A 14,861-nucleotide genomic window follows, 5' to 3' on the forward strand; every position below is an offset into this window, starting at 1 on the left:
ATTGCATCCAGCATAACGGGGTTATATCAGAGGAATATCAGACAGAGCGCAGGAGTCTTCTGATGAGGGAGGAGCAGGCTTCTTTTCGCAAGGTATAGTGATGTCGATCGTCCAGATCCTGAAAGATGCTTAGAAGCTTCGATCTTAGACCTATAACTGCCTTATCCGTCTGAGCAGGAGGGTGAATTTCCATATAATACAAGAATTGGCGTACAGACAGCAGAATGTGAGGCACGAAACCGGATTGACCGTAGACTTCAAGTGCATCATCCACCGCTGCTGAAGCCTCCCTGATCTGTCCCTGTCGGTAATACCATATTCCTTGCATATAGAGAAATCTGCATATTTCCCGCAGATAGGGCTTATGTTCAAGCGATCGGCTGATCTCCTGGATGCTCTTCTCAACTCCGGCACCGTCCTCTTCATGAATATATAGGAGCAGCTCAGATAACATGAGTGGAATACGAAAGCCTTCCAAGTCGTCCTCTTCGTCAAGCAGCCTGTAGGAAGCGGCGATTCGTTCTTCTGCTTCGGAATACATGCCATTCTCGACATAGAGATCAATGATGTTTAGATAATACATTTCCCTGTGGAACTCAGGCTCCAGTCTGGAGTGTAACAGTGCCGTCTCACAGAGCTGAAGCCCTTCCTGAGGAGATGCAATCACGCCATACAGAATCAGCAGCCAGTACAGCCTATCCTCAGCCTTAAGGTCATCACGGCTCATAAACCAGTCGAGATCACCACCCAGAAAATGCAAATAGTTCTCGTAAAAAGGGACGACTTCAATCCCAAGCGCCTCCTGCTGTGCGATCAGCGTTGTAATGGATTTGCCTTGACCGAAGAGATGATACTTTTGGAATAACTGATGGACTGCCGACTGAAGCTCCGTATCTGCCATCGATGGATTGAGAACACCCGAAGATTTCTGTTCTGCCGTAAGACGGTATCCAAAGCCTCGAACGGTATGTATTTTAATTTCCGAGATGAGAGACAGCTTCTTGCGCAGCCTGTAGATATGATCATCCACCGTCCGTTCCACGGGATATTCAAGCGGCCATACCTGGTCCAGCAAATGCTCCCGCGTAAAGGTCTTCCCTTGGTTCCGGTACAGAAAATAGAGAAGCGCGAACTCCTTGGACAGCAAGGTGACCTGTCCGCCCGAACTGCTTACCGAATAATCTCCTTCATGAAAATAAATGTGAGCCATGCTCGTTCACCCCTTGCCTGATGCTGCTTCTATTGTATATCGGGCGAGTCAAACATTGCACGCACGTCTAAAAAGCCCCCTGCACGAGAGGGCCGTGAGGGGGCTTAAGAGGTCTAATACATATAGCTTTAACCGAGCACAACCCGGTCATCTGACAGCTTTGTTCCGCTGATTCGCTCAAACTCCTGAAGCAGCTCCGGTACAGTTAATGTCTTCTTGCGCTCGGCATTGACGTCAAGAATAATCCGGCCTTTATCCATCATAATAAGTCGGTTGCCAAGCCTTATAGCCTGCTCCATGTTATGAGTAACCATCAGGGTGGTCAGATTCATCTCACGGACCAGCGTTTCGGTAATATTCGTAATCAGCTCCGCTCTTGATGGATCAAGTGCAGCCGTATGCTCATCCAGCAGCAGAATCTCAGGCTGGGTGAATGTTGCCATGAGCAGGCTGAGCGCCTGACGCTCACCTCCGGACAGCAAGCCGACCTTAGCTCTGACTCGGTGCTCAAGACCAATCCCCAGCTTCTCCAGCTGCTCTCGGAACAGCGCCCGCGTCTTCTGGTTGATGCCAAAGGATAAGCCGCGGGATTTCCCGCGCCGGTAAGCCATTGCCAAATTTTCTTCAATCGTCATCATCGGTGCGGTTCCTGCCATGGGGTCCTGAAATACCCGGCCGATCCACTGACTTCGCTTATATTCAGGCAGCTGGCTGATCGTTTGATTCCGAATCTGCACTTCACCTGCATCCGGCTTCATTACACCCGATATAATATTCATCAAAGTCGATTTGCCTGCGCCATTACTGCCGATGACTGTTACAAAATCGCCTTCATTCAAGGTTAGATGGGCATCCATAAGCGCAATCTTCTCATCCACGGTACCTGGATTAAACAGCTTGGATACGTGATTGATATGCAGCATTACAGGTCACCTCCCATCGATTTACTACCCGTGCCGGACAGCAGCTCTGTCGTTCTCCGCCGCGCCATGTTCTTCTGACGAATACTGCGTTGTACAGAAGGAATCAGAAGCGCCAGAATAACGATGACAGCCGTAATAATCTTCAAATCCGAGGTCTCAAATCCAGGGACTCGAAGCGCGATCATAACGACGATACGATAAACAACGGCGCCGATGATAACGGACAGTGTCGCGAGGAAGATGCTCCGCTTGCCCACGATCGCTTCTCCGATAATAACCGATGCGAGTCCAACGACAATCATCCCAATCCCCATGCTAATATCCGCAAACCCTTGATACTGTGCCAGGAACGCACCGGATAGAGCCACCAGCCCGTTAGACAGACTGATACCTACCAGCTTGGTTGTATCGGTATTGGCTCCAAAGCTGCGAATCATTCGCTCATTGTCTCCTGTTGCGCGGAGAGCGAGACCCAGATCTGTTTTGAAGAATACATCAAGCAGCACTTTAACAACAAACGCTACAATGAACATGAACAGCAGAACAGACATGCTGGAGAAAATATTGTCCACACCAAGCAGAGACAGATTCGGCGCACCCAGAATCCTCATATTGATCGAATGCAGGGCAATCATCATCAATATACCAGACAACAGACCATTAATTTTGCCTTTCGTATGCAAGAGACCTGTACATGCTCCGGCGATCAGCCCCCCTCCAAAGGCTGCAAGTGTCGCAAGCCAAGGTGAGAAGTCGTTCGTAATCATAATTGCAGCAATTGCCGCACCAGTCGTAAAGCTCTGATCCACCGTAAGATCTGGGAAATCAAGGATTCGGAACGTAATGTATACACCGAGAGCCATTAATGCATACAAGAGTCCCAGTTCAATGGCTCCAGGAGTCGATTTCAGCAGACTAAGCATCGTTTCTAACATGTGTTATCCTCCTATTTACAAAAAAACAGGGTGGTATGTCGTCCACCCTGCTTCCGAGCATTCAGCATACTAACCTCAATTAGGTTACTCGATGATGTTGTTCTCTTGATCCTCTACAGCAGCCTTCATCTCATCTGTAACTTCTATGCCTTGCTCTCCAGCTGCCTTCAGATTCAGGATAAGATCCAGCTTGTCCGGTACAGTCACCTCAAGATCTCCTGGATTCGTTCCGTTCTGCAGGATGTCAGCTGCCATCTCGCCTACTTGGTAGCCATGATCGTAATACTTGAAGCCGACGGTAGCAAAGGCACCTTTCTCTACCGTATCCCGATCACTAGAGAAGAAAGGAAGGTCATTGTCATTAGCCGTCTTGATAATAGTATCCACGGCACTCACGACAATATTATCCAGTGTGATATATAGTGCATCTACCTTATCAACGAGTGAAGCAGCAGCTTGTTGAACCTCCGACGTATTTGTTGCCGCTGCTTTCACCAGCTCGATGTCATGCGCGGCAAATGCTTTTTCCGCGCTAGCTGCCATGACAACTGCGTTTGGCTCACCTTCATTCAGAACAAGTCCCACCGATTTAATATCCGGCATTTGTGTCGCAATGAATTCTGCCAGCTTCACAATGGCCTCTGGATTCGTATCGGATGCGCCAGAGACATTACCGCCCGGTTTCTTAAGATCGGTGACCAGTTTAGCATCCAGCGGATCCGTCACTGCTGCGAACAATACCGGCTTGTCCTTCACTTGGCTTACGACAGCCTGTGCGGAAGGTGTAGCAATCGCAAGAACGAGGTCACTGCTGTCCGTTGCAATCTTCTGGGCGATGGAGTTGTTATTCGCTGCATCGGCCTGTGCGTTGTTATAATCAATCTTTAGATTCTCATCCTCTACAAGTCCTGCATCCTTGAGCGCTGCAATAAACCCTTCCTGTGTTGCATCCAGTGAAGGATGCTCAACATACTGAGAAATAGAAATAGAATAGGTCTTCTCTGCAGCCCCTTCATCTCCTCCCGCTGTACCTGAAGTTCCGCTCTCTGTGCCGGATGGATCGCTGCCGCACCCTGCAACCAGGGCGATTGAAGCCGTTACCATTAATGACATCCACCATTTTTTGCTCATCTTTGTTTCCCCTCTCTTTTCTACATGTCCCCATTTTCCATTAAATACCTCTTACATACTGCGTCACATAATAGCATTAGTGCTTTTATATTTAACTGCACTAAAGCAATATGGCGTGTTCGGTTCCTGTTTTGGAAATTATTGACGCGTGGTCGATACAACTTTTCCCTAATATTAAGGGCGCCTGCACTATTCGTCAATTAATACTTTTATTGTATGTTAAAAAAAAGAAACGTCCAGCAGAAATTTCTGCTGGACGCCTCCATATTTGGCTCTTATTCTTTATTTAAGTTTCACAAGACGAAATCTTGTAAGTGCAGCATCGGCCGCCCTTAGCAAGACACTCCGTGCGCGATACCGAAACCTCAAGCAGGGACTGAAACAGCTCCAACTCACAGCGGCAGGCCTGTCCATAGGCATCTGCCACTTCGGAGATGGGGCAATTGTATTCTTTCAGCACGAAGCCCTCTTCCACTTCCATCAGCTCGGTCATATATCCGTTGTCATTCTGGATGCGGGCAAGAGATCGAACTCGGCCAGCCAGGTCCTTGCCCTTCATCTCCGTGGCATACCGCTGGTGCAGCTTGTTCCTTCTCCGCTCGAATAACAGGTCGATCATCTCTTCACCCGACTCCTCGGCAAGCTCGCCTAGCAGATCGAGCGTTACCTTCGGGTACGTCTTCGGAAACAGCCCCTCTCCACTGTCAGTAAGACCAAATACTGCAGAAGGGCGACCGGCTGTCTGCCGGATTTCGCTGGTCGCAATATGTCCATCCTTCTCCAGTGTTGCCAGGTGCCTGCGGACCGCCATTTCCGTAATGCCCAGTTCAGCTGTAATTTCACGAGCACTTAAGGGACCTTGAACCTTCAGCATGTGAAGGATTCGCTGACGTGTGGACTTCTCTTTGGGCGCGCTCATTACAACCACCTGCTTTCTTGTCAGTGAAGATGCGGATCTGATTTAAGATATAGCCTTCGCGTGCGCCTCTTCCCGGCAAGCATCAGAGCAGAAATGCTGATGCTCTTCCTCACATGCCTCACAAGATACGTACTGGAGATTGCATGTCGGGCAGTTCACATATTGGTCATGCGTTGTTCCACAGTGGTAGCAGGAAGCAATGACAATATCCTCTTCCGTCTGATTGATTGGCACGGAAATTCTTTCATCGAATACATAACATTTTCCGTCAAACAACCGGCCTTGTACTTCCGGGTCTTTACCATAAGTCACAATACCGCCCTCAAGCTGGGCTACATCCTCGAAGCCTTCTTTGATCAGGAATCCGGTCAGCTTCTCACAGCGGATGCCGCCTGTGCAGTAAGTGATGACTTTCTTGTCTTTGATATCGCCTAAATTCTCGCGAATCCATTCGGGAAACTCACGGAAGGATTTGACGTCCGGACGAATTGCACCGCGGAAGTGGCCAATCTCATACTCATAATCATTCCGGCCGTCAATGACAACAACGTCATCGCGTTGAAGATGCTCATAGAACTCTTTCGGGCTGAGGCGTTTGCCGCCAATTACATTCGGATCAAGCTCTTCATCATAACGGAAGGTAACGAGCTCTTCCTTATGACGAACGAACATTTTCTTGAATGCATGCCCTTCGACTTCGTCAATCTTAAACCAAATATCGCTGAACAGCGGATTGGCCTTCATGTCGTTCATATATTGCTCGGTCTGCTCGTAGGTACCGGATACGGTGCCGTTAATTCCTTCTTTGGCAATCAGTATCCGTCCTTTGAGACCAAGGTCTTTGCAGTATTTTAAATGTTCCTGTGTAAAAGCCTCAGGATCCTCAATCTGGACAAATTTGTAGTACAACAATACACGATAATTAGAATTACTCATTTTCTTCATTTCCACCTGTCTTTATTTATAGTTCCAAGCTATGAATTAGACAACTTGAATTTGTTTATTACCTCATAAACGACAAGAAGCAGCCGCAAAAAAGGGATTCCCTTCCGCCGCTACCGTCAGTTCTCGGGCAATGTATACATTAAGTCTATAAAAACAACGAAGCTTAGTCAATATTTATGTATAAAAAGGGGGCTGTGGCTTGCTGGAAAAGCATCCGTTATTTTCTGCAGACACATAAGGACGCTTCAAAAAGCATGACCTATAAAAAACACCAGGGAATCATGCGATTCCGCTGGTGTATTATGATGAATTAAGCTTTGACCGACCCTTGAGTTACACCATTGATGATCCATTTTTGTGCGAAAATATAAATGAGGATCATCGGCAGCATGGCCATCAGATACGAAGCAAAGGCCAGGTTGAAGTCGGTATTAAACTGTCCTTGGAAGATGTACTGCACAAGCGGCAGTGTATACTGATCCTGATCGCTGATCATAATGAGCGGCAGCAGGAAGTCGTTGTAGGTGGACAGACAGGTCAGAATTCCGACCGTTGCACTCATCGGTGCCAGCAGCGGGAAGATAATCCGCCAGAATGTACCCCATGTTGTTGCTCCATCGACCTTGGCCGCTTCTTCCAGAGCGATTGGAATTGAACGAATATAAGCCACGTAGATAAATACGTTAAAGGCCAGACCATATACTGTGTGCAGCAGGATAAGTCCCAGCAGGTTGGTCATGCCGAGCCCTGAAGTAAGCTTAACGACAGGCAGCATAATAATCTGGAATGGAATGAACATCGCACTGACAAAATAGAAGTACAGCCCTTTAAAAAATTTGTGGTTCATGTTCCGCGCGATCGCATAAGCGACAAGCGAGTTGGTCAGCAATGTCAGGACCACCGTCGATATCGTAACAATCGCACTGTTACCCAGCGCGTTGAAGAAGCCTGTCATCTCGATGGCACGAGAGAAGTTATCCCACTGAATATCTGCGGGAAAGGAGAAGACGGATTGACGCATCTGCTCCGGATTTTTGATCGCAATCGTCAGCGTCATGTAGAGAGGGAACAGGATTACAATCGTACCGAGCGCGACGAGCAGCGTAATCGGCCAATTGGTGCGTGAGCGTGATTTTCTCATTACATGTCACTCTCCCTTCTCTGCAGAAATCTAAGCTGAATAATCGAGATAATGGCGATCAGAATGAAGTAAATGATGGCATTCGCCGATTGATAAGCAAATTCGCCGCCTTCGAAACCGCCGGTATAGATCAAGTGCGCAATGGATTGTGTGGCCCGTCCTGGTCCACCGTTCGTCATGGCTACGATGAGATCGAAGACCATAAGCGAGTTCTTCATGGCAAGCACCATGTTGATCGTGAAGAATGGTGCGATAAGCGGGAAGGTAATACTCCAGAATTCGCGCCATTTGCTCGCTCCGTCCAGATTGGACGCCTCATACAGATCCGTTGGAATGGTCTGCAGCCCGGCAAGATACAGGATGGTGTTGAATGCAATCCCTTGCCAGATCGCAACTGATACAACCCCAACCCATGCGAGATCCTGGCTGCCCAGAATATTGGTTGATAGGGCGGTCAATCCTAGATTCTCTCCCCAGATCGGGAATACATTCGAGAACAGGTAGTTGAAAATATATCCGACGATCAGAATGCTCAAAATGTTCGGAAGGAAGTAAATCGCCCGGAAGAAATTCCGGTATTTGATCTTCGCATTCAGCCCCAGCGCAATCAGCAAGCTGATGATGTTAATGAAGATGGTCGCCACAATGGCATATTTAATGGTGAATCCGTATGCATTCCAGACGTTCTCATCTGCAAACAGATTAATGTAATTTTTAAATCCAACCATATCATATTGATCACCGAAGCCGTTCCAGTTCGTAAATGAGTAATACAACCCTTGTAGTGCAGGCAGGGTCATAAACACAAAGAACAGTGCTACGGCCGGCAAAGTCATCCAGTAGAACGGAGTAAGCCGATTCTTCATGTTTGTTCCTCCTCGTATCCTATCTTCGATTTGCTACCTTATCCCACTCTTCGTCGAGCTTCTTAAGATAAGCATCAATGTCTCCGACCTGCAAAAATTCCTGTACGATTGAATTCAGCTGAACAGCAGACGGAATGTAGTGGTCAGCAAAGTCGGTGACCTGGCCTCTCTCGATATAAGGAAGGATCTCAGCTACGCTCGAATCATCCTGCGTTACTCCTTCTACTGCCGCAAACAAATTCTGCTCATCAATATACTGCTTCATGTTATCTTCACGCAGCAAAAATTTGATAAATTCAATGGCCTCAGCCTGATGCTCTGTATCTTCAGAGACCGTAAGCAGCGTGTCTATCCCGTTAACCAGCTTGATCTCTTCAGGGTCATTTCCGGTCGGGAAAGGGAAGAATCCGATCTCAATATCCGGGTTGGCCTTTCGTATCTCTGGAATTGCCCACGTGCCTTGGATATACATGAAGGCATCCCCGTTCGCGAAGGCACGGTTACCGTCCGCATAGGTCTTACCGAAGTTATCACTATGCCCGTAATCAAGAATCTTCAGCTGCTTCTCCGCTATTTCGCGGTAACGCTCCTGGAACGTCACTTCGCCATCTCTGCGCTTCAAATAGAAGTCGATCCCTTCCAAGTTCGGGGCGAGTGCATTAAATGCAAGGTTGGTCTGCCAGTCGTCTTTATAGGTTAGGTAAAAAGGTATTTTACCTGCATCTTTAATTGTCTCCGCTGTCGCAATCAGGTCATCCCAAGTCTTCGGAACCTCAAGCCCCATCTCGCGGAACAGCGTCTTGTTATACATGATACCGTTTGCATTTGTTGCAAATGGAATCCCTGTGAGCTCTTCAAGACCGCTTACGTCTTTCACCATCTGAATATAGCTCGGATTGATCAGATCGATCATTTCTTGATCGGTCTGATCCATGAAAATACCGCTCTGAGACAGCAAGGAGAATGTATCCGTTGCTCCCAGCGCCATAATATCCGGAACATCATTCTTTACAAGCCGGGTCTTAAGCACCGTTTCTGCATCCGGTGGATTGACCTGTGTCACTTCAATTTCAGACTGCTCCTGATTGAATTTCTCTACAAGTTTGTCGAAGGATTCTTTCGCCTCGGGCTTGTTTTGAAAGAATTCAATCTGGACCTTGCCGGAGGCCCCTTCGCTGCTGCCGCATGCGGTAAGCATTAATGCCGCTCCACCGGCAATGAGGAGCATTTTACAACTCTTAAGCCATTGAAATCTCATGGTGTACCCCCTCTATCTTGTTCTGATAAAAGTGCTTACATTTCCACTCGGTGTAAAGCATAGCACACTCGTTTTTAATGACCAATGGTTATAAATGTCTAACTTTAAGGTATATGTATTTAGTTCCATTGCAGTCTTGCCAACCGAAACCGGTTTCGATTAACCAGAAAAAAACGAGTGATATTTATTAAACACCCGTATCCTGGTTTAAACACCTGCATAATGAATTTTGTATAGTTGAATTTTTAGAACCTTTAATTTTTTGAAACAGACTCGTTTAGGGAATGAGCAGAATTTTTCCTGTGCTTTGCCGACTTTCAATCCATTGATGTGCTTCTGCTGCACGATCAAGCGAAAATTTCATGGGTTCAGCTAGTTTAATGTCTCCGCTTGTAATGGCTGTAAATAGGTCGTTCGCCCGCCGCACACGGTCGGCATGATCTGTCACATGATTCCATAAGTCTCCCCCGGTTAATGTTTTGGACGTATCCATCAGCATCCTTGGATCGACTGGAACAGGATTACCTCCGGCCATGCCGTAGAACACGATATGGCCTTTGATTTGAACTGCTCGGAAAGTGTCCATTAACGTACTTCCAACCGAGTCATAGGCCGCTCTGACACCTTCCTGCTTGTACGACCATTGCCTTGCTTGATCTACCCAATTGCCTTCATTGTACAGCAGAACTTCATCAGCTCCCGCTTGCAGAGCAATGTCACGCTTTGACGAGCTAGAAGTAACCCCTAATACTCTTGCCCCTTTTGCTTTGGCAAGCTGGACAAGCAGCTGACCTACTCCACCTGCAGCTGCGTGCACCAGAATTTCATCCCCAGCCTGTACAGGATAACTGTCATTTAACAAGTAATGGGCCGTCATACCCTGTAGCAGCACGGTTGCTGCCTGGTCATACGTAATCTCGGAAGGCAGCTTAATGGCTTTCTCCTGAGGAACCAATACCAGCTCACTATTTGCATGTGGAACATCAGCAAAGCCCACACGGCTGCCTGGCGGCAAGCCTGTAACATCGTCTGCAGTCTCCACCACAATACCGGCTCCTTCGTAGCCTAATATGTAGGGCGGCTCCCCCTCCAGATGATAATTTCCTTTTCTGCGATACACATCTGCATAATTTAGACCGACGGCCTTCATTCGAACAAGCACACAGCCCGGCTTAAGTTCAGGCGTCTGCACATCTTCAATGTGCAGCACCTCAGGACCACCAAATTCCCTAAATACTGAAGCTTTCATTTATATTCATCCTCCCTTAAGGATTATATATTTTTTGAATATATACTCATGCCCTGTTGACACATGATAATATAATATATTTTATATGATCTCCTACTCATATTGAAGAAAGTGAAGGTGCAGCGACAACATGAACTCCGTAGAAACAAAACCTCTCCATGTCTATATGGCTGGCTATGAGGTGTTCCGTACCGATGCTTCCGAGCTGGGACAACACATGAAGGCGCTGTGCGCTGAATATGGATTTGAAGGTATTTTTCCACTAGACAAGGATATTAAACCCCAGCCTACACGGCATGAGACGGCGGTCGCTATATTCGAAGGCAATGTGAGACTGATCGAGAAATGCGATATCATCATCGCCAATCTGAATCCCTTCCGCGGGCAGGAGCCGGATTCCGGCACCGTATTTGAATGCGGGCTTGGATATGGACTTGGCAAGAAGCTGTATGCCCATGTTCTTGATGCACGCACGATGGGGGAGAAGCTGGCAACTGCGACAGATCCAGTGACAGGACTGTATGAAGACGGGATGACGATTGAGAACTTCGATCTGCCCACCAATCTCATGCTCGGCATTCCTGTTACTATCGTAGAGGGGACATTAGAGGATGCGCTAAAGAGACTACGTACAGATCTGGGTATGGATGCTGAGTAGTCTCGCTGATGAAGTCAAAAAAAGAACGTTCGCCATGAACGTTCTTTTTTAGTAGCAAATATTATTATTAATGATTTCATGCCATTCCTTGAATCAATAGTCCAATACACATGATCAAACCGCAGAGCACCGAGGATTGCTGTGAAGCTCCCATAAGCGGAAGATAGGCCTCCGACGGGTTTACTTTGCCGAGAGATTTATATACTTTGTACATAGGTATGACAGAGACAACGGCCAGAAGCCCATACACAGGCAGTGCCCCAAACACGACACTTACAATCAAGAGCACATAGGCGAGAACCGTCATTATTTTGGACAGACGCAGCGCACGCTCTTCTCCCCACATCACGACCAGCGTTTTCTTGCCAATCTCACGGTCCGCACGCCAATGCAGAAAATGATGGTTAAACAGCAGCATCGTGGTCAGCATGCCGACAGGCAACGACAGCAGCAGCGGTGCAACTGCAAATTCACCTGTCTGTACATAATACGCCCCAAGCACAGGCAGTACTCCGAATGAAATGAAGATACCAATCTCACTGTAGCCTTTGCCGCGATAGCCGAATTTAATCGGAGGTGCAACATAGAAGTATGCGATAAGCGCACCAATCAGGGCAAGTACCAGAATCGGCCAGCCGCTGACGATGGTCAGAATCAGCCCGCACACGGCAGCCAGAATAAGAAATCCCCACGTAATTGCAGCAAACTTCTTCTCCGACATGGTTCCCATCGTCAGGAATCCAGAATTCGTTGATATTGCTCCTTCTGTTTCAGCCGCCTCTGTGTCCGTACCGTTACGGTAATCCCACAGATCGTTGACCATGTTCGAAAATATATGAGCGGATACAGCCCCGACCAAGGTCAGCAAGAACAACAGAAAGTTGAACTCCTTATCAAACGCATAGGCTGTAATCGTGCCAAGAACAACAGGAACAATCATGACGGTCACTGAAAATAATCGAGTCATTCGTTTAAAAAAAGTCCAGTTACTCATGATGTATTTTTTAAGCCTCCTAATATGACAATAATCTCAACACTTTGTGACAACGTTCACACAATGTTTGATTATACACCAAATCAGCGGAGTTGTAATCGGAAAATTTTTGGGTTCGGTATTTGGGGTTCGGTGTTTTGGCTGTATCTCTCCGGTTGCCTCCGGCAAAAGTCGTTCTACATCCAAAAACCTCTCTGGAGAGGCAAGGCTTGGCTTGGGCTACTCGGGGAAGTCTTGTGCCGGTTCGGTGTTTTGGCTGTATCTCTCCGGTTGCCTATGGCAAAAGTCGTTCTACATCCAAAAACCTCTCTGGAGAGGCAAGGCTTGGCTTGAGCTGCTCGGGGGAAGGCTTGCGTGGGCGAGCGGTGTTTTGGCTGTATCTCTCCGGTTGCCTCCGGCAAAAGTCGTTCTACATCCAAAAACCTCTCTGGAGAGGCAAGGCTTGGCTTGAGCTGCTCGGGGAAGGCTTGTGTGGGCGATCGGTGTTTTGGCTGTATCTCTCCGGTTGCCTGCGGCAAAAGTCGTTCTACATCCAAAAACCTCTCTGCGGGGCAAGGCTTGGCTTGAGCTGCTCGGGGAAGGCTTGTGTGGGCGATCGGTGTTTTGGCTGTATCTCTCCGGTTGCCTGCGGCAAAAGTCGTTCTACATCCAAAAACCTCTCTGCGGGGCAAGGCTTGGCTTGAGCTGCTCGGGGAAGGCTTGTGTGGGCGAGCGGTGTTTTGGCTGTATCTCTCCGGTTGCCTGCGGCAAAAGTCGTTCTACATCCAAAAACCTCTCTGCGGGGCAAGGCCTATGGGGGATGCTCGCAGAAGTCTTGTGTGGGCACAGGGTCAAAAATGTGAGCGCTGCACCCTCCGGGATCTCATCCAGCTAAGTATTGCGCCTGCGATAAACAGCAATACACCAACATTCAAGGCTACATCTGCGAAATTCAGTATCCCGCCTTCTTCCGAAAATTTAAGGAAATCGGTTACTGTGCCTCGGAAGAATCGATCTACCATATTCCCCGCCGCACCTCCAACCAGAAAGCCTGCCCCCACATTCATCAGCCGGCCTTGAATCTCTCCCTTATGCCTGTAGTACAGAATAAAAGCAATAAAAACAAGCGCAACCACGCCAAATAATCGTGCATACCCCTGGAACAGACTAAATGCCATTCCCGAGTTTTCGTAATGCTCTAATTGATGGACAATATTTCCCATAGGAATGACTTCGCCAATGTCCATATGCTCTCGGACCCATAGCTTGCTAGCCTGGTCTATAATCAATATAACGATCGCCGTAATATAAAATAGCATTATTTCCTCCTTCTCCTCATCTGCTGCTCCATATCTATAACCTGAAATAAAAACTTCAAACTACGTTTATACTGCAATCCGCGCCTCTTACTCCTAATCGTTATGTATTTGCGTGTTAGCTGACTGCTTCTATTCCTATCTACTTCACTGTAACACAGCCGGTCTGTGCAAATCCAAATCCTGTACATCCAATCTTTCTAACCAGCAAAAAAGGGGCTTCATCTATAAGTTAGAGAAGCCCCTTGATCACCTCATGTTTCTATTTAATGGATGAGAGCACATCAAGCAGCATACGCTTGAAGGCTTCACGATCGATCTCTTCACATACACGTACATTCGGTGTCTGCCCCAGCCGTCCATTAATATCGACGACGCTGTACCCTCTAGTGTACTGACCGCCCACTTCAACATCTACAAAATATTGACCCTTTCTTGTCATAATGGATTCATCAGCAGCAGCGGCCATGAGCAGCGTATCCGGATGCGTTGTTCCAGGCAGCCTGTGCACCGACTTGTTGAACTGCATAACGACCTTGTTGATATCGATAAAGAATTGCGCCCCAGAAGTGCCGAGTGCCGCAATCTCCTCATGATCCTGATTATCCATGATGGAATAGCGAGTACACATCTCCCAGCCTACCATGGTCATAGGAATACCCGAATGCAGCACGATCTGAGCTGCCTCAGGGTCTGTATAGAAGTTGTACTCAGCCGCCGGTGTGATGTTACCCAGCGAATTGTTGGCTCCACCCATAATATAAATATGAGGGATTAGGGGTGCAATACTCGGATCCTTTTGGATAGCCATCGCAATATTGGTCAGCGGCGCGATCGCTAGAAGATGAATCTGTCCCGGATTCGCATGCACTGTTTCAATGATATAATCTACCGCATGTCCTGACTCGGGGCGCTGATCTGCTAATGGAAAATGAGCACCTCCCATTCCGTCATCCCCATGAACATCATCGACATAACGGTGCTGCCCTGAACCAAGGGTAAGCATTGGCCGTTCATACCCTTTGTACACAGGTACTTGTCCGCCTTTGCCCGCAACCTGAACCGTGTAAAGTGCATTCTCGACCTCTTGGTTAAATTCCACATTACCGCCCGTAATCGTAATTCCCTGCACGTCAAAATAATGGAGAGCCGTCAAAATGGCAATCGTGTCATCACCGGCGGTATCCGTATCAATAATTACTTTCTTCATATGTAGTTCCCCCTCACCTGTCTTGTTCATGTTGTCATCATTCCTTATTGAACCATTATAGCGTCACGACCTGCAAGCGAAAAAATGACTTATGCTTCATAGCATCTCCCATACACAAATAACTTCA

14 protein-coding genes are annotated in these 14,861 nt (G+C 47.6%); 1 reads left to right on the forward strand and 13 read right to left on the reverse strand.

Features of this window, described 5'->3' with window-relative positions:
• Window positions 1–37: 37 nt before the first annotated feature.
• The 10 genes from BLW49_RS12145 to BLW49_RS12190 form a co-directional block, all read right to left on the reverse strand.
• Window positions 38–1,210, reverse strand: a complete 1,173-nt coding sequence (locus BLW49_RS12145; RefSeq protein ID WP_090724843.1) for a winged helix-turn-helix domain-containing protein — start codon at window positions 1,208–1,210, stop codon at window positions 38–40.
• 128 nt (window positions 1,211–1,338) lie between these two features.
• Window positions 1,339–2,133 (reverse strand): ABC transporter ATP-binding protein, encoded by a 795-nt coding sequence (locus BLW49_RS12150; RefSeq protein WP_090724844.1) that lies wholly within the window; start codon window positions 2,131–2,133, stop codon window positions 1,339–1,341.
• The gene (locus BLW49_RS12155) at window positions 2,133–3,056 is read right to left on the reverse strand and encodes an ABC transporter permease (protein ID WP_090725090.1); all 924 of its coding nucleotides are present in this window, start codon (window positions 3,054–3,056) and stop codon (window positions 2,133–2,135) included. The genes BLW49_RS12150 and BLW49_RS12155 overlap by 1 nt, the downstream gene beginning before the upstream one ends.
• 96 nt (window positions 3,057–3,152) lie before the next feature.
• Window positions 3,153–4,199: an ABC transporter substrate-binding protein gene (locus BLW49_RS12160; protein ID WP_076314336.1), complete on the reverse strand. Its 1,047-nt coding sequence runs from the start codon at window positions 4,197–4,199 to the stop codon at window positions 3,153–3,155.
• A gap of 286 nt (window positions 4,200–4,485) precedes the next feature.
• A complete protein-coding gene (locus BLW49_RS12165; RefSeq protein ID WP_090724846.1) occupies window positions 4,486–5,118 on the reverse strand; it encodes a helix-turn-helix transcriptional regulator in 633 nt (210 codons plus the stop codon).
• Window positions 5,119–5,160: 42 nt separating this feature from the next.
• Window positions 5,161–6,054 carry an oxygen-dependent tRNA uridine(34) hydroxylase TrhO gene (locus tag BLW49_RS12170; RefSeq protein WP_076314334.1) on the reverse strand — a complete coding sequence of 298 codons (894 nt, stop codon included), beginning with the start codon at window positions 6,052–6,054 and terminating at the stop codon, window positions 5,161–5,163.
• A gap of 319 nt (window positions 6,055–6,373) precedes the next feature.
• A complete protein-coding gene (locus tag BLW49_RS12175; protein WP_076314333.1) occupies window positions 6,374–7,204 on the reverse strand; it encodes a carbohydrate ABC transporter permease in 831 nt (276 codons plus the stop codon).
• Entirely contained in the window at window positions 7,204–8,070 is an 867-nt protein-coding gene (locus tag BLW49_RS12180; protein ID WP_076314332.1) for a carbohydrate ABC transporter permease, read from the reverse strand. Before BLW49_RS12180 ends, BLW49_RS12175 begins: the two co-directional genes overlap by 1 nt.
• A gap of 19 nt (window positions 8,071–8,089) precedes the next feature.
• A complete protein-coding gene (locus BLW49_RS12185) occupies window positions 8,090–9,298 on the reverse strand; it encodes an ABC transporter substrate-binding protein (RefSeq protein ID WP_371264557.1) in 1,209 nt (402 codons plus the stop codon).
• A 307-nt stretch (window positions 9,299–9,605) separates the two neighbouring features.
• Complete coding sequence (locus tag BLW49_RS12190) at window positions 9,606–10,577, reverse strand: quinone oxidoreductase family protein (protein ID WP_076314330.1); 972 nt, start codon at window positions 10,575–10,577, stop codon at window positions 9,606–9,608.
• A 130-nt stretch (window positions 10,578–10,707) separates the two neighbouring features.
• Between BLW49_RS12190 and BLW49_RS12195 the strand changes: the two genes are divergently transcribed.
• Window positions 10,708–11,235 (forward strand): nucleoside 2-deoxyribosyltransferase, encoded by a 528-nt coding sequence (locus BLW49_RS12195; protein WP_090724849.1) that lies wholly within the window; start codon window positions 10,708–10,710, stop codon window positions 11,233–11,235.
• A 76-nt stretch (window positions 11,236–11,311) separates the two neighbouring features.
• Here the strand turns inward: BLW49_RS12195 and BLW49_RS12200 are convergent, their stop codons facing one another.
• The 3 genes from BLW49_RS12200 to BLW49_RS12215 form a co-directional block, all read right to left on the reverse strand.
• A complete protein-coding gene (locus BLW49_RS12200) occupies window positions 11,312–12,229 on the reverse strand; it encodes a prenyltransferase (RefSeq protein ID WP_076314328.1) in 918 nt (305 codons plus the stop codon).
• Window positions 12,230–13,059: 830 nt separating this feature from the next.
• The gene (lspA, locus tag BLW49_RS12210; RefSeq protein ID WP_090724852.1) at window positions 13,060–13,527 is read right to left on the reverse strand and encodes a signal peptidase II; all 468 of its coding nucleotides are present in this window, start codon (window positions 13,525–13,527) and stop codon (window positions 13,060–13,062) included.
• Window positions 13,528–13,786: 259 nt separating this feature from the next.
• On the reverse strand, window positions 13,787–14,734 hold the full coding sequence (locus BLW49_RS12215; protein WP_090724854.1) for a nucleoside hydrolase: 948 nt from the start codon (window positions 14,732–14,734) through the stop codon (window positions 13,787–13,789).
• Between the last annotated feature and the right edge of the window lie 127 nt (window positions 14,735–14,861).

The organism is Paenibacillus sp. PDC88 (genome assembly GCF_900106725.1).
Lineage (GTDB): Bacteria > Bacillota > Bacilli > Paenibacillales > Paenibacillaceae > Paenibacillus > Paenibacillus shunpengii.